Annotated in this window: 20 protein-coding genes and 1 pseudogene; 2 read left to right on the forward strand and 19 right to left on the reverse strand. The window is 63.1% G+C overall.

Features of this window, described 5'->3' with window-relative positions; translation table 11 throughout:
* Positions 1–143: 143 nt before the first annotated feature.
* The 11 genes and pseudogenes from HNO79_RS07480 to HNO79_RS07530 all read right to left on the reverse strand — a co-directional run bounded on the left by HNO79_RS07480 (position 144) and on the right by HNO79_RS07530 (position 12,516).
* Positions 144–1,139, reverse strand: coding sequence for an ABC transporter ATP-binding protein (locus HNO79_RS07480; protein WP_408885673.1), 996 nt, complete (start codon positions 1,137–1,139; stop codon positions 144–146).
* Positions 1,130–2,164, reverse strand: coding sequence for an ABC transporter ATP-binding protein (locus HNO79_RS07485; RefSeq protein ID WP_214165093.1), 1,035 nt, complete (start codon positions 2,162–2,164; stop codon positions 1,130–1,132). Before HNO79_RS07485 ends, HNO79_RS07480 begins: the two co-directional genes overlap by 10 nt.
* Positions 2,154–3,125 carry an ABC transporter permease gene (locus HNO79_RS07490; RefSeq protein ID WP_010513331.1) on the reverse strand — a complete coding sequence of 324 codons (972 nt, stop codon included), beginning with the start codon at positions 3,123–3,125 and terminating at the stop codon, positions 2,154–2,156. Before HNO79_RS07490 ends, HNO79_RS07485 begins: the two co-directional genes overlap by 11 nt.
* The gene (locus HNO79_RS07495) at positions 3,122–4,123 is read right to left on the reverse strand and encodes an ABC transporter permease (RefSeq protein WP_214165127.1); all 1,002 of its coding nucleotides are present in this window, start codon (positions 4,121–4,123) and stop codon (positions 3,122–3,124) included. Before HNO79_RS07495 ends, HNO79_RS07490 begins: the two co-directional genes overlap by 4 nt.
* A gap of 251 nt (positions 4,124–4,374) precedes the next feature.
* Positions 4,375–5,684 (reverse strand): annotated as a pseudogene (locus tag HNO79_RS07500) (AGE family epimerase/isomerase).
* Positions 5,677–6,537, reverse strand: a complete 861-nt coding sequence (locus HNO79_RS07505; RefSeq protein WP_214165094.1) for an SDR family oxidoreductase — start codon at positions 6,535–6,537, stop codon at positions 5,677–5,679. Before HNO79_RS07505 ends, HNO79_RS07500 begins: the two are co-directional and overlap by 8 nt.
* 394 nt (positions 6,538–6,931) lie before the next feature.
* Complete coding sequence (locus tag HNO79_RS07510; protein WP_214165095.1) at positions 6,932–7,336, reverse strand: hypothetical protein; 405 nt, start codon at positions 7,334–7,336, stop codon at positions 6,932–6,934.
* Between the two features lie 750 nt (positions 7,337–8,086).
* The gene (locus HNO79_RS07515; RefSeq protein ID WP_010513324.1) at positions 8,087–8,329 is read right to left on the reverse strand and encodes a hypothetical protein; all 243 of its coding nucleotides are present in this window, start codon (positions 8,327–8,329) and stop codon (positions 8,087–8,089) included.
* 189 nt (positions 8,330–8,518) lie between these two features.
* Complete coding sequence (locus tag HNO79_RS07520; protein WP_010513323.1) at positions 8,519–8,857, reverse strand: hypothetical protein; 339 nt, start codon at positions 8,855–8,857, stop codon at positions 8,519–8,521.
* A 668-nt stretch (positions 8,858–9,525) separates the two neighbouring features.
* On the reverse strand, positions 9,526–10,554 hold the full coding sequence (locus HNO79_RS07525; protein WP_214165096.1) for an MYG1 family protein: 1,029 nt from the start codon (positions 10,552–10,554) through the stop codon (positions 9,526–9,528).
* 504 nt (positions 10,555–11,058) lie between these two features.
* Complete coding sequence (locus tag HNO79_RS07530) at positions 11,059–12,516, reverse strand: phosphomannomutase (protein ID WP_214165128.1); 1,458 nt, start codon at positions 12,514–12,516, stop codon at positions 11,059–11,061.
* Positions 12,517–12,587: 71 nt separating this feature from the next.
* Here HNO79_RS07530 and HNO79_RS07535 point away from each other — a divergent pair, with 71 nt between their 5' ends.
* Positions 12,588–12,761: a hypothetical protein gene (locus HNO79_RS07535; protein WP_187294158.1), complete on the forward strand. Its 174-nt coding sequence runs from the start codon at positions 12,588–12,590 to the stop codon at positions 12,759–12,761.
* Between the two features lie 86 nt (positions 12,762–12,847).
* Here the strand turns inward: HNO79_RS07535 and HNO79_RS07540 are convergent, their stop codons facing one another.
* Positions 12,848–13,153 (reverse strand): hypothetical protein, encoded by a 306-nt coding sequence (locus tag HNO79_RS07540; RefSeq protein WP_244987465.1) that lies wholly within the window; start codon positions 13,151–13,153, stop codon positions 12,848–12,850.
* Positions 13,154–13,526: 373 nt separating this feature from the next.
* Positions 13,527–14,228 (reverse strand): pirin family protein, encoded by a 702-nt coding sequence (locus HNO79_RS07545; protein ID WP_214165097.1) that lies wholly within the window; start codon positions 14,226–14,228, stop codon positions 13,527–13,529.
* 187 nt (positions 14,229–14,415) lie between these two features.
* On the opposite strand from HNO79_RS07545, the gene HNO79_RS07550 reads away from it, so the two are divergent.
* Complete coding sequence (locus tag HNO79_RS07550) at positions 14,416–15,348, forward strand: LysR family transcriptional regulator (RefSeq protein ID WP_214165129.1); 933 nt, start codon at positions 14,416–14,418, stop codon at positions 15,346–15,348.
* A 34-nt stretch (positions 15,349–15,382) separates the two neighbouring features.
* On the opposite strand, the gene wrbA is transcribed toward HNO79_RS07550, so the two are convergent.
* The 6 genes from wrbA to HNO79_RS07580 form a co-directional block, all read right to left on the reverse strand.
* The gene (gene wrbA / locus HNO79_RS07555; RefSeq protein ID WP_214165130.1) at positions 15,383–15,979 is read right to left on the reverse strand and encodes an NAD(P)H:quinone oxidoreductase; all 597 of its coding nucleotides are present in this window, start codon (positions 15,977–15,979) and stop codon (positions 15,383–15,385) included.
* A gap of 140 nt (positions 15,980–16,119) precedes the next feature.
* Entirely contained in the window at positions 16,120–16,806 is a 687-nt protein-coding gene (locus HNO79_RS07560) for a phosphoribosyltransferase (protein WP_244987466.1), read from the reverse strand.
* Positions 16,807–16,908: 102 nt separating this feature from the next.
* A complete protein-coding gene (locus tag HNO79_RS07565) occupies positions 16,909–17,223 on the reverse strand; it encodes a hypothetical protein (RefSeq protein ID WP_148371080.1) in 315 nt (104 codons plus the stop codon).
* A 161-nt stretch (positions 17,224–17,384) separates the two neighbouring features.
* Positions 17,385–17,591 (reverse strand): TOBE domain-containing protein, encoded by a 207-nt coding sequence (locus tag HNO79_RS07570; protein ID WP_010513310.1) that lies wholly within the window; start codon positions 17,589–17,591, stop codon positions 17,385–17,387.
* A gap of 121 nt (positions 17,592–17,712) precedes the next feature.
* The gene (locus HNO79_RS07575) at positions 17,713–18,519 is read right to left on the reverse strand and encodes a family 1 encapsulin nanocompartment shell protein (protein WP_214165098.1); all 807 of its coding nucleotides are present in this window, start codon (positions 18,517–18,519) and stop codon (positions 17,713–17,715) included.
* 1 nt (position 18,520) lies between these two features.
* Positions 18,521–19,546, reverse strand: coding sequence for a Dyp-type peroxidase (locus tag HNO79_RS07580; protein ID WP_048855908.1), 1,026 nt, complete (start codon positions 19,544–19,546; stop codon positions 18,521–18,523).
* Between the last annotated feature and the right edge of the window lie 265 nt (positions 19,547–19,811).

Genomic DNA, 19,811 nt, shown 5'->3' on the forward strand with positions numbered 1-19,811 from the left:
GGGGATGTGCCCTGTGGTTGCGGTTAACTGGCGGGGATTTGACAGGACGATGGCGTATTTCAGACGCCCATCCGGAAATCCGGCCTGATCCGGAAACTTTTATTTTTCAGCGGATTGTTTCCGAATATTTTCTCAACGCCCTGTCACGACGGGGCAAGGGGAAAATGACAGGCGGCTTCATGGCCTGGCCGGATGGGGCGCAGGGCAGGTTCATCCACCCGGCAGCGGTCCTGCGCATACGGGCAGCGTGTATGGAAACGGCACCCGGCGGGGCGGTTGACGGGACTGGGTATGTCACCACCCAGTGGCGGTGGAGGGCGTGCGCCCACTACGGGTCGGGGCACGGCGGCGGTCAGGGCGGCGGTATAGGGATGGACGGGATGATGCAGCACGCTGTCCGTAGGCCCGATTTCGACGATCGTGCCCAGATACATGACGGCCACGCGGTTGGAGACCTGACGGACCACGGCCAGGTCATGCGCCACGAAGACATAGGTCAGCCCAAGCCGCGCCTGCAGGTCGGCAAACAGGTTGACGATCTGCGCCTGCACCGACACATCCAGCGCGGAAACCGGTTCATCCGCCACAATCAGCCGGGGTGACAGGGCAAGCGCGCGGGCGATGTTGATGCGCTGGCGCTGGCCGCCCGAAAATTCATGTGGATACCGCGCCAGCGCGGTGGCGGACAGGCCGACCAGATCCATAAGGTCGTGCACGCGCCGGTCAATGTCCGCACCCGGGCGCCTGCGTCCGTCCGGGCCGGGATGGACCCGCAGGGGTTCGACCAGAAGGTCCCTGACACGCCGGCGCGGGTTGAGACAGGCGCTGGAATCCTGAAACACCATCTGCATGCGCGGGCGTAGCGGGCGCAGGTGGCGTTCGGGAAGGGTGGTGATGTCGCGCCCTTCAAACATGACCTGTCCTGCCGATATGTCCGTCAGCCGCAGCATGCACCGGCCCAGCGTTGACTTGCCGCAGCCGGATTCCCCCACCAGTCCCAGCATTTCGCCCGGCATGACCGACAGGGATATACCATCCACTGCCGTCAGGTGCTGCCCATGTCCCACGCGGTAGGTCTTGGACAGGTTGCGTACCGCCAGCAGTGCTGTGGGGGCAGGTGGTGTTGCGGTCATGGGCATGTGTCGTTGCTGGCGCGGAGAATGCGCGGCGGCAGGGGCGTTCCCTCGGCTGGCAGCACGCAGGCCGCGGCATGGTCGGGACCAAGCGGGACCAGCGCGGGCGGGGTCGTGGTGCAGGCTGCGTGGACATGGGCACAGCGCGGGCCGAAGGCGCAGCCGGCGGGACGGTCCATGGGCGAGGGGGGCGTGCCGGAAATGGCGGGCAGCCGGTCGGGCCGGGGGCCACAAAGCGGCGGGATGGAATCCAGCAGGGCCGCGGTATAGGGGTGGCCGGGCCGGTCAAACACGCGCGCCGTTGGTCCCGTTTCCGCCACCCGGCCGGAATACAGTACCAGCGTGCTGTCGCAGGTCTGGGCCACGACGCCCATATCATGCGTGATCAGCAGTACGGACGACCCATGCATGCCACGTAGTGAGCGGATCAGGTCAAGGATCTGTGCCTGCACCGTAACATCCAGCGCCGTTGTCGGTTCATCGGCAATCAGCAGGGTGGGGTTGCATGACAGCGCCATGGCGATCATCGCGCGCTGGCGCAGCCCGCCCGACAGCTGATGGGGATAGCGCTGCGCCACGCGTTCGGGGTCGGGCACGCCCATTTCCCCCAGTATCCGCACGGTGCGCGCACGGGCCTGCGCGCGGGTCAGGCGTTCATGGGCGCGGATCTGTTCATCGATCTGCCAGCCGATGGTGTAGACGGGGGTAAAGGCTGTCATCGGGTCCTGAAAGATCATGGCGATGTCACGCCCGCGCAGGCGGCGCATCTGCCGTGGGGGCAGGCCGATCAGTTCGCGCCCGCGAAAACGCACCGACCCGCTGATCCGCACCCCCGGCGCGTCGATCAGCCCCATGATCGCCATGGCGGTAACGGACTTTCCGGATCCGGATTCCCCCACCAGCCCCAGTATCCCGGCCTCGGGCATGGTGAAGGACACATGATCCACGATCGGCACCATGCCCCCCCGCGCGGGGAAACCGATGCACAGGTCGCGTACGTCCAGCAGCGGGGCGGACCTGTCAGCGGGCATCACGCACCCTTGGGTCAAGGAACAGGTAGATCACGTCAACCGCCGCATTGGCCAGCACCACGAACACGGCGGAATACATGACGGTGGCCATGATGACGGGCAGGTCCAGCGTGGTCAGCGCGCGATAGGTCAGCCGCCCGACACCGGGCAGGCCGAATACCACCTCCGTCAGCAGCGCGCCACCGCCCACAAGCTGCGCGAAATCCATCCCGAACAGGGAGACAAAGGTGACCATGGACGTGCGCAGCCCATGCCACAGCAGGATGCGCACGGGCGACAGCCCCTTGGCGCGCGCCGTGCGCATGAAATCCTCGCCCGCCAGTGCGACAAGGTCCGTGCGCAGCACGCGGCTGTAGATGCCGATGAACATGACCGCCAGCACGATCCACGGAATGACCAGTCCCCTGAACCACCCCGACGGGCTCTGGCTGAACGGCACGTAACCCAACCCCGGCACCCACGAAAACAGCCATGTGTCGTGATAGCGGCTCTGGGTTACAAGGTTGGCGACTTCCCCCAGCCAGAACACGGGAATGGAAATCCCCACCAGCCCCAGCATCATCAGTCCCCGGTCCACCCATGTTCCTTTCATGGCGGCGGCCATCGTGCCCATGGCGATGGACACCGTAACCCAGATGAACGCCGCCCCGCAGACAAGACATGCTGTAACGGGGGCGGCCTGCAGGATTTCGGGCACCACCAGTTCGCCCCGGTCGGCATAGGATGCAAGGTCGCGGGTGATGAACAGTTTCTTCATCATGATTGCGTACTGCACCGGCAGTGGTCGGTCGAAGCCGTATTCGTGGCGTATTTTTTCCATGATCTGTGGTGATGCGTTCCGCCCGGCAATGCGCGCGGTCGGGTCCGCGCCGGGCGTGGCGAAAAACACGCCAAACACCAGCACCGACACGCCCAGCAGCACTAGCAGCGTCTGGCCCGCGCGGCGCAGCACGGCGGTCATGACCGCCGCCCCCCGTCACGCACATCCAGCGCGTCGCGCAGCCCGTCGCCCAGAATGTTGAGCGCAAGAACCACTGTCACGATTGCAAGCCCCGGCGCTACGGCCACCATGGGGCGGGTATAGATCAGGCCCTCGCCATCCTGAATGATGGTGCCCCACGAAGGCTGTGGCGCCTGCACCCCCAGCGAGAGGAAGGACAGCGCACTTTCCGCCAGTAGCGCCAGCGCCATCAGCAGCGGGCCAAGTGTCACCAGCGTGGTCATGACATTGGGCACGATGTCACGCAGCATGATCCGCCACCCCGGCACGCCCAGACAGCGTGCGGCGGTGACGAATTCCGCCTGGCGCAACGCCATGACCCGCCCGCGTATCGGGCGCGCGGCATAAGGCACGTAAACCAGCGCGATGATCAGGACGGGAACAAGCAGGCTGTCCGCCCGCAGCACGAACGGGCCAAGGCGCATCTGCTGGCTGACCATGACAATGGACAGCGATATGGCGAACAGATAGACCGGCACCGCCCACATGATGTCCATGAGCCGCGACAGGACAGTATCGACAATCCCGCCGAAAAAACCAGCAACAATCCCTACCGTTGCCGCCAGCAGAAGGCACAGTACCGCCGCTGCCGCTGAAATCACCAGCGAATTGCGGCCACCATACAGCAGTCGTGCCATCACGTCGCGCCCCTGGCTGTCCGCACCCAGCAGGTAGGTGGCGCACCATGTCGGCCCGATGGGGCTGAGGCCAAGGTGCAGCGGGTTATCATCGGGCTGCATGATATCCACCTCCCGCCCGTCCAGCATGATGGTACCCGCAACGGTGGACTGGAACGGATTGGTCCGCGCTACATCATGGGCATAGACCGGCGCCAGCAGGCACGCCACCATCACGGCCACAAGCACGCCCAGCGCCACCATGGCCGACGGCGTGCGTGCAAGCTTGCCTGCGGCCTGCCGCCATGGGCCGGGGGATACGGGCTGGGTCGGGGCGGGCATGGTGGTATGGCACTCGGACACTTGGGATCAGGACGCACGCACAAAGTGACACCATATCCCCCGCTTGCGAAGGGGCGGGGTATGGTCAGGGCCATGTCTTATCGCATTTTACCGTCCCGTCACAGCCACGGGGCCGTGCCGGGCGGGATGGCCACGGTCGCGGTATGGGCAGACAGCGCGGCAGTCGCGGCGCGCGGATGCCGACCATGTTCCGTACGGGCGGGGGCGTATCCGGTTACCCTCCGGTTGCGTCAGCCATCTGTGGTGTCCTGTGCCTGGTCAGGTATCGTACCATGGTTTTCCAGCAGGGCCACGGCGGTCGCGAAACTGGGGGCAAGGGGCAGCAGCGGGGTCATGGTGGCCTGCCATGCATGGTACAGGTCGGCCTTGCCTTCGTACACCACGGCGGACGGGCGGTTGTCGCGGTCCAGTTCCTGTATCCAGCCGCCACGCCTGCGGTCAATCATGAAGGTGTCGATATAGTCCCACAGGGTGCGGTACCACTGTTCATACCGCCGGTGGCCCGTGCGTTTCAGCAGGGCGGCCGCCGCGGTCATGGCCTCTGCCTGGCACCAGTGGGGACGGTTATGCACCATGGGGTCGTGGTTCCAGTCGATGGTATACAGCAGACCCGGTGCGCCATCACGTGCCCAGCCCGCCGTCATGCCGGCCTGGAACAGCTCGACGGCATCTTCCATCAGCCATGATGGCGCACGCCCGTCCGCACGCAGCAGGGCGGCTTCCAGCTTGAGCAGCAGGTGCGCCCATTCGGTGAAATGGCCCGGCGTCATGCCATACGGGCGCAGGGCATCGGTGGGCCGGTCGCGGTTATAATCCTTCAGCATGCGCCAGTCGCGGCTGTAGTGTTCGGGCAGGCTGTATCCGGCATTGCGCGCCAGTATGTGGATGAAGCGTTCAGCCACCCGCACGGCCCTGTTGCGCCACAACGGGTCGCCCGTTACATCCGCGGCCGCCATGCAGGCCTCGACCGAATGCATGTTGGCGTTTGCGCCCCGGTAATCTTCCTCATCCGACCAGTCTGCGGCGAAGCTTTCGCGGAAAACGCCTTCGTCCTCGCTCCAGAAGTGCCGTTCCCAGACCGCCAGCGCCTTGTCAAGCAGCCTGCGCGCGCCAGCAATCCCGCAACAGTGGCGGATGATGCGGCCAGCACGACAAACGCATGCAGGTAGGCCTGCTTGCGTCCGCCACCGTGCTGCTGCCCGTCCGTGGGTGGGGCAAGGAACCAGCCCCCGTTTTCATGATCCGCCAGCGGACCCAGCATGGACGTGACCCCATGCGTCGCCAGCGGCCCGCAACCGGGCAGCCCGCGCCCCGCCGCCACGGCATACACATGTGTCATGCGCGCGCCCAGCGTGGCATCGGACACGGCACCCGGCTGCAGGTTGCCACAGTCATCCAGCGCGGCGAACCCGTCAGGCACCCGGGCGGCCCTGTAGAAATCCAGCAGTCGCTGCCCCTGCATGTCCAGCCAGCGCTGGTGCGGCCCACGGCGCAGCCACGAGGAAACCGGCACCATGAGCGCGGGCAGGGTCTCACCCATTGATGATCATGCCCCCGTTTACATGCAGCGTCTGTCCCGTCATGTAAGAGGAATCCCGGGCCGCGAGGTAGACATAGGCCGGACCCAGTTCACTGGGCTGGCCAATGCGGCCCAGCGGCGTATCCTTGCCAAGACTGGCCACGGCCTGCGGGTCCACCGGTCCCCAGCTTGCGGGTTGCAGCGGCGTCCAGACCGGGCCGGGGGCAACCGCATTGACCCGTATGCCCCGTGGCGCAAGCTGGAGCGCAAGGGCGCGGGTAAAGCCCATTTCCGCGCCCTTGGTCGTGGTATAGGCAACCAGTGACGCATTGCCCGCAAACGCGTTGACCGAAGACGTGTTGATAATGACGCTGTCCCGCCCCAGATGCGGCAGCGCCGCACGGGTCAGGTAGAAATAGCCGTTGATGTTGACATCCATATGACGCTGCCAGACCTCATCCGAAATATCGGTCAGGTCATTGCTGACGTACTGGACGGAGGCATTGTTGACCACGATATCCAGCCCGCCAAGGGCCTGCACCGTGCGTGTGACCGCGTCATCGCAGGTGGCGCTGTGGGCGACGTCGCCCCGTATGGCCAGTGCGTGCACGCCTTCGGCCTGTGCCAGACGGACGGTTTCATTCGCGTCCTCGTCTTCATCCAGGTACACGATGGCGATATCCGCCCCTTCACGGGCAAAATGCAGGGCCGCGGCCCGCCCGATGCCGCTGTCGCCGCCGCTGACCAGCGCCCTGCGGCCCTTCAGCTTGCCGCTGCCCTGATAATCGGCGCGGATGTGTTCGGCCGGTGGGTCAAGCAGTCGTTCAAGACCGGGCTGGTGGGGCTGGCTCTGGGCGGGAATGCTGCGGGGCATGTTGTATTTCCATCAGGAGATGACAGGGGGAAGGAGCGCCCGTCGGGCGTGCATGCAGGTTCAAACGTCGTGATGGCGGGAGATGTTGCACGCCGGAATGCCTGCCCCTTGCAGGGTAAGGGAATATGACCGGCTGCCTGCCGTGCCTGTTACCGGGATATCTGGCAGACCATAAAAAAAGCGTTACGAAATTCTGCGTCTGTCATGAAAAATGTGGCCTTCGGACTGACAGCGTGCCTGAAAGAACATCCTGCAATCATGAGAAGTTCCTGGCGCAGCTTTTATGAAAAATCGACATCCAAAAAACTTTTGTTATTTTTCATGAACGGGCTTTTTGAAACAATTTCCTTTTATGTTCTGCTCAATGGACGGCTACGAAGCCATCCTGTTGCCATCAGGCCCCCATGCCAGCTTTTCTGATGGTCTGCGCACAGGCATCGCGCCGTGCCGGGATGTCGAAATCCGTCATGCGGGGGGAACCGTGCGTACCGGGCTGCAGGACGCCTGCCGTGCCATATGCATAATCCATGTTGCCCCGTTCATCGGCCGGCACGGCGCCTGTATTATGGATCAGCGTGTCCAGCAGCGGGGTTGCGCCCGCATGGTCCGCAAGGCCATTGCCAATGCAGAAATTCAGGTAACCTGCCAGCCGCGCCCCCGGCGCGGCGTCAATCATGGCCTGCGGTATGGCGGTGGCAGGGGGGGCGGCCATGTCACGGGCCATGGCGGGCAGGCCGCCACCGGCCAGCATGAGGCCAATCGTCATGACAGGCAGGGTTATGATCGGACGGTACGACATCTGGTGCATCCTGCTGCGGGACGTAGAATGACGTTGTGGCGTGGGAGGGCGGTACGCTGGATCATGTCCTTCACCCCTCCAGCAACCGCGGTCATAAACCCGCGACAGGGCAGCAGGTTGCATCGGCCCTGACAGGAAGGTGCCTGACCATGATGCCGTACGTCGCATGACAGGTACATGGACACCGGCATGATCCGTCCGGGAACCTTTCGGTGGCAGATTGCGCGGAATAAATGCAGGTGACAACGTGGCCCGGTTGTCCCTGATCTCTGGCACAGGAAAGAACAGTCCGGTTGTGGTTCCGCGCCGGAATGTCGGGAATAACACCCCACCATGGCGTCAATCGTAGCGAATCAGGCCGACCATCGTGGCGGACATGACCAATATCATGATCACAATTCCCGGGCGATTGGCCCGGCAGGCCCGAATGGAGAATAGGCTGGTGCTCAAACCTTTTCAGGGGCAGGCGCCTGTTACCCCGGTTCCTGCGGCCATTTTGCCCGTGATGCTGCCCTGGCGGTCGAAATCACGGTAATGGTCAGGACGCATGAGAGAATTGACGGACAGTGTGATGCTGATCGTCTGCTGTTTGAGCGTTTTTTTGCGGGAATGATCGCATCATGCCAGAAATAATCCTGTGCCTGCGCAGGCGGGCACGTGCCGTTTTCGCATGATGAAAGGGGATTGATACGGCACCGCATAGCATGAAAGGCGGCATGCCGCCCCCCATGTCATGTCGGGTTGAGTGGGTTACTTCTTTGCCGCTGCGCGCTTGCCCAGAAGCTGGATTTCAGCGGCATTGACGCCGTCGGGGTCAAGCGCGGCCCGTTTGGCGATTGCCTGCTCCTCTTCCGTGGCGTGTTCGCCGCCTTTCAGCACGTGTTCGGCCAGACGGATGGTTTCCGCCTTTGTCATGATGGCAGGCGAATGTGTGGCCTTGCGTACCAGGTCATGAATGGAACCGGCGGCATGGGGAACTTTATGTTCGGGCATGTTAAGATAACTCCTTATGATATCAATATATGTTGATGGTCAGAGGGAGCGCTTCAATGCATGAACATAAATATTTTCCATAAGTATTCCGGATCAGTATATAATTATATATCTGATATTCCATGTCATGAATACCACCACATATATGCACCAGACCGGGCGCACCAAATGAATCCGCCCGGTGTTGTATCAGGGCAGTAGGGTGATCAGGTCGCCAAGCAGGTTATCAAGGAACGTGCGGGGCGAAGCCGTATCATCCGGCGTTGGTGCCGCTGTCGTCGTGGGGGCGGCCGCAGGTGGTGGCGGGTTCTTGCCCGATGCAAGCTGCCACAGATATTCGGCCCACTGCCGTTCGGCCTGCATGGACACCGCCGCCTTGCGCAGGTTGCCCAGTGCCTGGACGGCGTTCTGGTCGCCGCGCCGGACAAGGGGGATCAGTGCTTCGGCTGCATCACTGACGCGCGCCTGACTGTCCTCGATATGGGTGCCCAGCGTGAAGTAGGCTTCGGCAATGGTCTTGGGGTCCATAATGTAATCTCTCCACGGCAATCGGGGTGCCAGCCTAACGTACCGGCGACAGCGACGCCAATCAGGGGAGGTATGACACCCCGACGCGACAGCACGTAACAGGACAGCAGAAAGCCCGGCAGCGCTGTGCCACCGGGCTTCCCGGAAAAAGGGATGAGGAGGGTGTCAGAACAGGAATATCATGGCCGTGGACAGTGCGAACGCGGCGGCGATCAGCGCTGGTCCCATAATATCCCATCTGCCCATCCATCCTGTCCGTGGTATGCCAGCCAGATGCTGGCGTCGCAGGTGTGTCCACATTGCAGCCTCCGGTAGATGTAGTGCGGCAGGGCAGGCGATGCGTCCATGGGACGCGCCTGCACCATCAGATGAAAATGAACGACAGCCATAGGGCAAGGGTCAGCAGGACCATGCCAATACCGATCATATCGATCATGTCGGGGTTTGAGCGGTAACGGGTTTCCCTGACCATGGTGACCTCCAGTCCGGACGGAAAGAATCCGTCCGATGGATGCCATGTAGGTAGCCACTATTTACCCCGAAAGGGGGGCATGGTCCCCGCAAGCGGGCAGGCGGGCAGGATCTGCCATCACGTTTCCGGCATCATGCCGGCCGCCCCGGCACGATGGCCGTGCATGGGGAGGGAACTGGGGCGACAGTCGGCCGGATCAGTCCCCGGCCTGTTCCAGTTCGTCGTTGATCTTCAGCGCCAGACGCGCCATCTGCAGCGCGCCTTCCCTGCTGCCTGCCCCGCAGATGAAGCGGGCGGGATGGGCAAATACCGCGTCAGCCACGCCTGATACCTTGGCCAGTGCCGGGCCGTCCAGACCACGCCATGCCTCGGGCAGGGAAACGCGCTGCCCGAAATCGCCGCGTGTGGGGGGCACGGCCTTGACGTTCCAGCGGTCGGGCGCGGCGGGCGAGACGACATAGACGACAGGCAGGTCATTTTCAAAAATGACCTTTTCGGTCGGCATGCCCGTATCCATCAGCAGGATGCGCTTGTCTTCGGCGGCTTCATAGGCGGCCATGACCCGGTTTGCCGCCTTCAGGCTGGCGCGCACGCGGTCCACCACGTTGACCAGATGGCCGGCAACGATTGTCGCGGCATTGGCGAAGCCCAGCGTTTCACGCCGCTTGGCTTCTTCCGGGCCATACAGTTCGGTGGTGTCCCATGCCGGACGACAGGAGGAGACGATATCCGCCAGCGACAGCTTGCCCATCTTCACGACGCCATTGTCGTCCTCGTCAATCGGCAGGACCAGCGACCTGTCGATGGCCTGCCATATGGCGGCGACATCCGTATCCTCGGCCGGCACCTGCAGGATATTGCGAATGGCGGCCGTGCCGTAATCCTTCCACAGCAGGCCTGCGGCGCTGTAGGGCGTTCCATCATCACGCAGGGGCTTGTCCTTCATGTGATGGTCGTATCGCCCCCTGTCCGGGGCATACTGGCCGCCGACGTCAAATACGATATCCGATGCCGCGATCCGCTCGGGCGAACGCGAACGGGTGAACGCCAGCCGGTCTGCAGGTGCGTCCCCCAGAACGCGCCCGCGCAGGTCGCCTTCGGGTGCAAGGGCATAGTGAAGGATGACATATCCCAGCGTCTCATCAACGTGGAAATTCCCCGAATGGGTCAGCGCCCGGACGGGGGCGGCCGCGTTATCAAGACCAATGGGCGTATGCTCGGACATATAAAAACCTGCTGACAGACAAGAATTGGAGTGCTGGTACGCACCCTCATGCCGCAAAGGCCACGTCAAGACAACAGGCTTCATGGCTGCCTTGGTGCCACATGCAGGGCAGGGTGCCGCCGTCCTTGATACATGTCCGGATATCTGTTCCGGGGCCATCCGCGCATGGACCGTCCTGCTGGAAGCATGCTGTTTTTATAAAAAAAGCACCTGCCGGTTTATTTTGAAATGACACTCTGCCCCGCTGCCTGCGCAGCGGGGTGACCTATGGGCGCCGCGTCCGGGTGCGCGGTCCGGTGCTGCACTTCATGCCAGTACAGGGGACGTTCACGGTGCTGGTCCTGACAGCCTGCAAGGCAGGAGGTGGCAGCGCAGAGCATGATTGTGTTCAGGATACGGCGCATGACAGGCCCCCGGTCGCTGCGGGTGCAACGCCGGATATGGGCGATGGTTCAGGGGTGCGAAGCCGTGCCGGTTTCGGTCTGGTCAGATACCGGGATGCAGTCAGGACGCCGTGCGCCAGGCGCTGACGGCCTCCATGCCGGTTTTCAGCAGTTCGGCCGTGCGTTCCGGACTGTCGCCCTCCACATAAACCCGCAGTTCCGGCGCGTTGCCCGATGGGCGCAGGTGCACGATTTCACCATTGTCGAAGGTCATGCGCAGGCCATCGGTTTCATCGACATGCGCAAGCCCGCCGCAGGCATCAAGCAGCCCTAGTGATGCCGCCCCCGTGTCCGGGTCCTGCCGCAGGGCTGCGATCTGTGCCTGGCTGCGGGCCGTTGGCATTTCTGCCAGCCGGTCACTCAGCGTAAAGCGCCGGGGCAGGGTGGCCACAAGGCCCGCCAGATCCACCCCCTGCTGCCGTGCGGCGACAAGGGCGCAGATCATGGGCAGGATGGAATCCCGCGTGGGCAGCGCCCGAAGGGTGCGCGTGTCCCGCGTTACGTCACTGGCCAGCAGGAAACCGCCATTGGCTTCATACCCGACGGAGGGAAGCAGCCCGGCTTCGGCCGCTTCGGTCATGGCGGCGACGACAAAGGGGGAACCGATGCGGGTGCGCCGGATATCCCGCGCAAAACCCGCCTGTTCCAGCGCGGTATTGCTGCTGACCGGTGTGGTCACGGCGGCTGCGCCAAGGAAACGCGCGGCAATGATCCCCAGTACATCCCCCCGCAGCCAGTTGCCGTGCCGGTCCGCCAGCAGCGGACGGTCGGAATCGCCATCGGTCGTCAGGATGGCGTCCAGCGTGCCATCACTGGCCCATTCGCGCGCCAGTGCCGCGTCTTCAGGCCGCACGGCTTCGGTATCGACGGGAATGAAATCGTCCTTGCGGCCCAGCGGCACGGCGGTGCCACCCAGTGCTTCGACAATTTCCACCATCACGTCCCGCCCCACGGCGGAATGCTGGTAAATGCCGAGTTTCAGCCCGGACAGGGCATCGGGACCAAAAAAATCACGGTAACGGGCGACAAAGCCCGGCACGACATCCGTTATGACCGGCAGCACGATGTCACGCGCAAGTGCGCCGTTGGCATCGAACCAGCCATCAGGCAGGGTGACGTCCTGTTCGCGCATGGCGGCTTCGTCGGTCTTGAGGAATTCGCCCCGCGCGCGATTGAACTTGATGCCATTGCGGTCCGCCGGGATATGGCTGCCTGTTACCATAAGCGAGGGGATACCCAGCGTGAACGCATGCAGGCACAGCGCGGGCGTGGGCACGAACCCGCAGAAAACCGGCACGCCCCCCATATACGTAATGGCTGCGACACAGGCCCGCAGGATGTGCGGCGTGCTGGGCCGCAGGTCACCTGCCACTGCAACCTGCGTGCCCGGCCCGAATTCCCCCAGCGTACCCAGATGCTCCAGATAACCCACCGTGTAGGCGAAGCAGACGGAATCCGTCATGGCGGTTACAAGGCCACGCGCGCCGCTGGTCCCGAAGGCGACACCGGACTGCTTCATCCACTGGGCTATTTTCATGTGGTTCTCTCAACAACTGTGATGGGGTTCGGGGCGGGGACCGGGCAGTTCGCATGCCCGGCCATGAACACATGGAACGTGTCGCGGTTGACGCACATGATCGTGGCCGCCCGGCATGGCGCTGTCGTGGCAGGCGGGATTTCGCACGTCAATCCCATCAGGGCGGGCGGTGTCATGTCACCCTGTCGCCATATTCCATCCTGATCATGCTGTTCAGTGAATCATGAAAATGCGGCCAGAAAAAGCCCCGTCGCCCGTGGCGGCCGGTCATGGCGCAATATCAGGCCGGACGCGATAAAGACCGGGGCAGGGATCAGTCCAGTGTTGCCGGGATGGCGGCAGCCCCGGCGCCGGGGCACGATTTCGCGACCTGCATGCGCTGGATGGCTTCCATCTTGCCCTTTTCACGTGCCAGCACGCCCGCCACGTCCGATCCCGTCATTTCCGACAGAGGCACGCCCAGCGCCAGGACACCCCATGTATCGGTCTTGTGCGCCCGACGCTGCTTGTTGGTCAGGGTTTCCAGTGTATCCCCTTCCTTCAGTTCCTCCTGCCCCAGCTGCTGGCAGTCCAGGCTGGAATAGGCGGTATCGGGAATATAGGTGGGCTGGATGCGCATCCGGCCAGTACTGCCAGACCGGACAGGACAAGAAATCTTTTCATTCTGTTCTCTCTTCGTAGACGAAGAGCGGGTGTTACATATCGTCACATGGGCAGGTAGCCGCATACTGCATGGCAGTAACGCATGCCGGATGGATGGCCGGATGACAGCATGAGTAACTGAACCGTACCTGACGGCACGGGCGGGCATCCGCGCGCCAGCCGATGCGGCGGGTGCCTGTGCCGGACCTCTCCATATTGTGTAGCCCGCGACCAGTTTTATGGGGTGGGCTGCGCAGCCCGCAGGCAGGCATGCGAGGCCAGAGGCACCGGGTGGCGGTCAGACACCACCCGGTTCGCAGGGCGGTCGCGGGCATCCCGCCCACCCGCCATCAGGCGAGTGTATCGACCAGGATGATCTCGCTATCTTCCAGCGCGCGGACATGCAGCGTTTCGGTGTCGGAAATGGCGGCGCCATCACGCTCACCGACTGTCGTGCCTTCAATGTCCACCCGGCCCCGCGCGGGAACCAGATAGCCAAGCCGCGTGGCGCCCAGCGGGTACTCCACCACCTGTCCCGCCTTCAGCGTGGCCCCCAGCACGCGGGCATCGGCATTGATCGGCAGGGCGTCTCCATCGCCCGTACGGCCGGATGCCAGAACCACGAACTGCCCGGCCCGGTCTGCCTTCGGGAACGAGCGCGTACCCCATGAGGGCGCATGGCCCGCGCGGTCAGGCATGATCCAGATCTGGAACAGGCGGGTGGCCACGTTTTCACGGTTGTGTTCGGCATGCCGGATGCCGGTGCCCGCCGACATGACCTGCACATCGCCCGCTTCCGTCCGCCCCGTGTTGCCCAGGCTGTCGGTATGGGTGATCGCGCCTTCGCGGATATAGGTAATGATTTCCATATCCCGGTGGGGATGCGTACCAAAGCCGGTGCCCGGTGCAATCATGTCATCATTCCAGACCCGCAGCGCGCCCCAGTGCATGCGCGCAGGGTCGTGGTAATGGGCGAACGAAAAATGGTGGCGGGCATCCAGCCAGCCATGGTTGGCGTGACCCAGCCGGTCAAAGGGACGTAATTCAATCATCGGGTTTTCTCCATATGCCAGTGTTGGCCATGGACAGCACGGTATCGTCCCGACATGGTTGCGAATATAGAAACAAAGGAAAGTCACTGTTTCCATTTATTGACCATAAATAACCGGGGTGGGGAGACAGGCACCGGACGATCAGTTATGGAAACAAGCAGTGGGAACCAGTGCGCGGGACGATGCAATGCGGCTGCCGGATTTTGAGGCATGGGCCATTTTCGCAAAAGTGGCCGAACGGGGTTCCTTCGCCCGCGCGGCGGAGGACATCCAGCTATCGAAACCCACGGTGTCCAAGGCCATAGGCCGGCTGGAGCAGTCGCTGGGCGTTGCGCTGTTCAACCGCAATTCACGACAGATGTCCCTGACCGAAACCGGGCGAAGGCTGCTGGGGCATGCCAGCCGTATCCTGGTTGAGGCGGAGGCCGCTGAAATGGAGGCGCGTGGCGGCACCCTGACGCCATCGGGCCTGATACGGGTCGCCGCCCCCATGGTGTTCGGGGGGCGGCACCTTGCGCCCCTGCTGCCGGATTTCCTGATGCGTTACCCGGAAATAGACATCACCATAGATTACAGCGACGCCATCGTGGATCTTGTGGCCGGTGGCTACGACATGGCGCTGCGTATTGCGTCATTGGCTGATTCCGCCCTGCTGGCGCGGCGGCTGTGCACGGTGCGGCTGCTGCTTGTGGCCACGCCGGAATATCTGGATCGGATCGGCCATCCGGATGATCCGCGTGCGCTGGAAGGCCACAAGAGCTTCGTTTACACCAATACATCTGCCCCGGGCATGATCCGCCTGCGGCAGGTGCCGGACGGGCGGGAGGTTGTCCTGTCACAGACCGCGCGCCTGCGGGCGGATAATGCCGAGACCTTCCTGCCGGCACTCGAGGCCGGGCTGGGCTTTGGGCTGTTTCCGGAATTCATGGTGTGGGACGGGCTGAAATCCGGCAGGTTCGTGCGTGTCCTGCCGCAGTGGGAGGCGCCTCCCGTGGCCCTGTACCTGGTTACGCCCGCCAGTAACCTGCGGCCCATGCGGGTGACGGCCTTCATCGATTATCTGGCCGGGGCGTTTGTCCATCCGCCCTGGGCGAAGGACAGGGCGCCGACCGGGACATGACACGCCCGGCGGCCGGCCGGGCGTGGCGTGCGGGTCAGGCCAGCTTTCTGGCCAGTTCCGCGACATGCTGGCCCAGGAAGCGTGCGCCATCCAGTTCGGTGGCGCTGGGCTGGCGGGAACCGTCGCCCGCGGCGATTGTCGTCGCGCCATAGGGCGAGCCGCCAGTCACTTCATCCACCTTCGTCTGTCCCTGGAAACTGTAGGGCAGGCCGCTGATCACCATGCCATGGTGCAGCAGATTGGACATGAGTGAGAACAGGGTCGTTTCCTGCCCGCCATGCTGTGACGCGGTGGAGGTAAAGACCGCGCCAACCTTGCCAATCAGCGCGCCCTTCATCCACAGCCCGCCCGTCTGGTCCCAGAAATTCGCCATCTGCGATGGCAGCCGCCCGAAACGTGTGGGCGCACCGACAATGATCGCGTCATATTCAGGCAGTTCCGCCGTGGTGGCGACGGGAGCTGACTGTTCTGTCTTGAAATGGTGGGCTTTGGCCACATTCTCCGGCACCAGTTCGGGCACGCGTTTTACGTCTGCCTCCAGCCCTGCCGCGCGGACGCCTTCCGCCACCGCATGAGCCATGGTTTCAACGTGGCCGTAAGTGGAATAGTATAATACGAGAACCCTGAACAATGTCGTAACCCCTTGCTGTGTCATGGATCGTTTCCAACTGGAACCTTCCTGACAATACGGCCCGTCACGCAGGTGCATACGCCAAAATCGGAAATGCTTCGTTTCCTGTCTTTGCGCCGGTCACGCGCGGGCAGGGGGCATTATGTGCCCGCAAGCGGCTCCCATCCCCCTGCGCTTCGGCCAAACATGGGAATATGGCCAAGGGCATGCACCAGTCCGGGCATATCCTCTCCTACCTGCTGCAGCGCGTCGCGCCAGGCCCAGCCTTCGGTCAGCACTGCCGTAATGCCGACGATGCGTGCCTGCACCCGCTGCATGAGCCCGATGGCGGCAACCGCCGTCCGGCCTGTGTTCAGCACGTCATCCATAACCAGAACGCGCCTGCCGCGAACCCGCTCGATCAGGGCGGGATCAAGGTACAGGCGCTTGGCCTGATCGGGACTGGTGGAGGATGTGAGGGGCTGCGACAGGGCGTCGTCATACCAGAATTTGCGCGAGTGACCCAGTGCGACATAATCGTCAAAACCAAGGTTTTCCGCCACGGGCCGGGCATAGGCCAGACCCATGGTGGGCACGCCGACAATGACCTCCGGCTGAAGTTCCCGCGCCAGATCGGTCAGCAGGCGGACCAGCGCGTGTTCAACCGCAAATGCCGTCTGGTTGGACATGAGCAGCGCGATGGCCTTTTCCCCGTCCGGCAACGGACGTAATGGCAGGACCAGCGTGGACCCGTCACGCAGGCGGACGGGATAGGTGGTGTCGTGGCAGGGCCGCTCCCCGGTCATGGGGGACGGGTAAAATCGGGTCTGGTAGGGTGCTATGGACACGGATGCTTCCGGCTGGGGCTGACAGGATCATGGACCGGCAGCGGGATGGTGGCTGCCGGTCCGTTACGATAGCCGTATGGTCTGCCGCGCGCCAGTCCCGGATTAGTGCCATGCTCCGCTTTCAACCATGCACTGGGCATAGAAATTGCGGCGCGATGCCATGCTGACGCCAACCGTCACGCTTTGCGACGTGACATTATCCAGCCCACGGGCAGAACATTTTGCATCTATGTTGCGATATTCGCTGCTGTCGGGCGGCAGGGCGGCTGTATGGCCATGGAAGTGGCCGAATTCCGTATTGACCTGCCGTGGATGACGTTCCGTCGTGGGAACGTGGATACGGTGCGTCCGGCCCAGTGCGGGCGCACCCATCAAAACAATCCACAAAACGGGCAGGACAGACAGTATGGTTTTCATGATCACACGGGCACCTTGGGATATGTCGGGTGCAGTATATGCGGGCAACGTGACCAGCCTGTGTTTCGATCCTGTCGTTATGTATCTGGCAGATTAGGAATTGTTCATGTCGTGGAAGTACGCCGCCCGTCCCTGCGGACGGACGGCGCGGGTGATGCGCCTTACACGCCCACCATGACATCGGACGCCTTGATGATGGCTGTCGCCGGTTCGCCGACCTTCAGATTCAGGTCGGCAACCGCTTCATTGGTGATCGATGCGGTGACAATGGTGCCGCCACCAATGTCGATGCCAACATGGGATGTGGTCGCACCCTTGGCAATGGATGTGATCTTGCCCGCGATCTGGTTGCGTGCGCTGATTTTCATTTTATGTCCTTTCCCTGGGTTTTGGCCTGCCGGCTGTAATCACGAAATGGGGCGCAATGCAGACCATGGCCACGGCAGCGGCCACGGGCATTCGCCTGCATTGTAGTGGCGGAACGGTCCTTTACGCGCCGGTCTGTGCGATCACGACCGAGGCCTCGGTCGTCAGTACGCGGAACGTGAAGCTTTCCTGCAGGTACAGGTCCACCGACGTGTCGGAATGGCTGGTATAGCCGATCGAGACATCCTGCCCGATCGACAGTTCGAAATCCCCGCCGCGGGTGGACACGATATAGGCGCCTTCAATGGCCGGGGCGCAGATGATCTTGCCTTCGGTCATCCGCTCGATATGGCGCAGCACGGGATAGCCTTCCTCGTTCCCGCCACTGACGGCGGCAAAGGCGCGCGCACCCAGTACGACGGCGTACGGGCCGTTCACGCCCGCAATGCGCAGTTCATTCAGGCCATCGGCAATGATGGCGGGATAGTCACGCGCGGATGCGGGCAGGGTGAACTTCGCGTTGGATGTATCCTGCCCGATGCCGGTGATCCCGGCGGCGGCATAGCCGTCGAATATGGCGCGGTCCTCGGCATAGGCGATTTTCTTTGCCGCGTCCTTCAGCGGCTGCCAGTCGGAATCCAGTGCGCCGCGTTCCACGTCGTCAATGGCGTCACGGTCCAGCGTAAAGGGCACGCGCAGTTCAACCAGCGGCAGCACCTTGCGCTGCAGCGCCCGCACGCCCTCTGCTGGGCTGTCGATACGGGCCGTGTGGCCGGTATCCACCGCGGCGAAGCCGACACCGCGGGCATCAGGCACGTCCACCACGCGCCGCCCGGCAAGGTAGCGGCGCAGCGTGCGGGACGCCTCCTGTTCAATTTCCGCCCATGCGGCGTCGGAAATGGGGGCAAGGTTCCGGTGCAGGTTGTTCATGTCAGGCTTCTTCCTTCAGTGACCCGATGCCAAGTGATCCGGCCGGTACGGGGCGTGTGTCTTCGTTGGTTTCCGCAGGCGCTGCTGCCGTGGCGTCATATGCCGGGGCGGCGTCAAGGAAATCGGCGGTGGGAATGAAAAACAGCGTGCCCGTCACCGCGCGGCTGACATCCAGCAGGCGGTCGTAATTTCCCGGCGGGTTACCAATGAACATGTTGTCCAGCATCCGCTCGACCCGGGAAGGGGATTTTGCGTAACCGATGAAATAGGTCCCGAATTCTCCCCGGCCGACTTCGCCAAAGGGCATGTTGTCGCGCACGATCTGCAGCTGTTCGCCATTTTCCTCGATATTGGTCAGGACGTTGTGGGCGTAGCTGGGCTTGGCGGCTTCGGGCAGTTCAATGTCCGACAGCTTCCTGCGGCCAATGATCTTTTCCTGCTGCTCGACGGGAATGGCGTCCCACTTCTTCAGGTCATGCAGGTATTTCTGGGTAATGACGTAGCTGCCACCGGCAAAGTCCGGGTCCTCGTCGCCGATCACGGTCGCATCGGTCGCGGCCTGGTTGACCGGGTTTTCCGTGCCATCGACAAAGCCAAGCAGGTCGCGGGCATCGAAATACTTGAAGCCATGCACTTCATCGACCACCCGTGCCGCCCCGTCCAGCCGGGCGGTAATGGCGGCGGCCAGTTCAAAACACAGGTCCATGCGGGTTGCGCGGATGTGGAACAGCAGGTCACCAGGGGTGGAGGGTGCTTCATGGACGCCATGTATGGCGCGGAAGGGGTGCAGTTCCCTGGGCTTCGGCCCCTTGAAAATACGTTCCCACGCATCCGCCCCGAAACCCATCACGCAGGACAGTCGCCCGTCGGGAATGCGGAATCCTACGCCACGGACCATGGCCGACAGATCCCCGCACAGGTCGCGGACCGTAGTGTCATGTCCCTCTCCGGGGTCAAGCGTGAAAACGAGGAAAATCGCCGCACTGGTCAATGTGGTGTCAACGGGCTGTGGTGTCGCTGAAGGCACGCCTTACTCCCTGCATGGCGCCATGAAGAACATGCGGCAGACCCGGCGCGGCGTAGGTCTGCGGTTGACAGGGGATTCTATATGGTTCGGCCCGCCAGCAAAAGGGCCGCCATAATGATTTCCCCCTGTGTTCTGACATGATGCGCGTGCATCCCTGCGTCCGCCCGGACGTTTGCAGGCAGTTTTCCGCGCCTGTGCCGGGATGTGTGGCGGCCAAGCGACGGGTGGCCATGTGGGGAAGGGCGCGGGAGGGATATTCAGGCAT

Origin of the sequence: Komagataeibacter oboediens (assembly GCF_018491655.1) — a bacterium.
GTDB classification, from domain to species: Bacteria; Pseudomonadota; Alphaproteobacteria; order Acetobacterales; family Acetobacteraceae; genus Komagataeibacter; species Komagataeibacter oboediens.

Coding starts and splice junctions, on each gene's coding strand:
- HNO79_RS07480 (WP_408885673.1), bottom strand. CDS start 1,139: ATGCCCATGACCGCAACACCACCTGCCCCCACAGCACTGCTGGCGGTA.
- HNO79_RS07485 (WP_214165093.1), bottom strand. CDS start 2,164: ATGCCCGCTGACAGGTCCGCCCCGCTGCTGGACGTACGCGACCTGTGC.
- HNO79_RS07490 (WP_010513331.1), bottom strand. CDS start 3,125: ATGACCGCCGTGCTGCGCCGCGCGGGCCAGACGCTGCTAGTGCTGCTG.
- HNO79_RS07495 (WP_214165127.1), bottom strand. CDS start 4,123: ATGCCCGCCCCGACCCAGCCCGTATCCCCCGGCCCATGGCGGCAGGCC.
- HNO79_RS07505 (WP_214165094.1), bottom strand. CDS start 6,537: ATGCCCCGCAGCATTCCCGCCCAGAGCCAGCCCCACCAGCCCGGTCTT.
- HNO79_RS07510 (WP_214165095.1), bottom strand. CDS start 7,336: ATGTCGTACCGTCCGATCATAACCCTGCCTGTCATGACGATTGGCCTC.
- HNO79_RS07515 (WP_010513324.1), bottom strand. CDS start 8,329: ATGCCCGAACATAAAGTTCCCCATGCCGCCGGTTCCATTCATGACCTG.
- HNO79_RS07520 (WP_010513323.1), bottom strand. CDS start 8,857: ATGGACCCCAAGACCATTGCCGAAGCCTACTTCACGCTGGGCACCCAT.
- HNO79_RS07525 (WP_214165096.1), bottom strand. CDS start 10,554: ATGTCCGAGCATACGCCCATTGGTCTTGATAACGCGGCCGCCCCCGTC.
- HNO79_RS07530 (WP_214165128.1), bottom strand. CDS start 12,516: ATGAAGCAGTCCGGTGTCGCCTTCGGGACCAGCGGCGCGCGTGGCCTT.
- HNO79_RS07535 (WP_187294158.1), top strand. CDS start 12,588: ATGCCCGGCCATGAACACATGGAACGTGTCGCGGTTGACGCACATGAT.
- HNO79_RS07540 (WP_244987465.1), bottom strand. CDS start 13,153: ATGCGCATCCAGCCCACCTATATTCCCGATACCGCCTATTCCAGCCTG.
- HNO79_RS07545 (WP_214165097.1), bottom strand. CDS start 14,228: ATGATTGAATTACGTCCCTTTGACCGGCTGGGTCACGCCAACCATGGC.
- HNO79_RS07550 (WP_214165129.1), top strand. CDS start 14,416: ATGCGGCTGCCGGATTTTGAGGCATGGGCCATTTTCGCAAAAGTGGCC.
- HNO79_RS07565 (WP_148371080.1), bottom strand. CDS start 17,223: ATGAAAACCATACTGTCTGTCCTGCCCGTTTTGTGGATTGTTTTGATG.
- HNO79_RS07570 (WP_010513310.1), bottom strand. CDS start 17,591: ATGAAAATCAGCGCACGCAACCAGATCGCGGGCAAGATCACATCCATT.
- HNO79_RS07575 (WP_214165098.1), bottom strand. CDS start 18,519: ATGAACAACCTGCACCGGAACCTTGCCCCCATTTCCGACGCCGCATGG.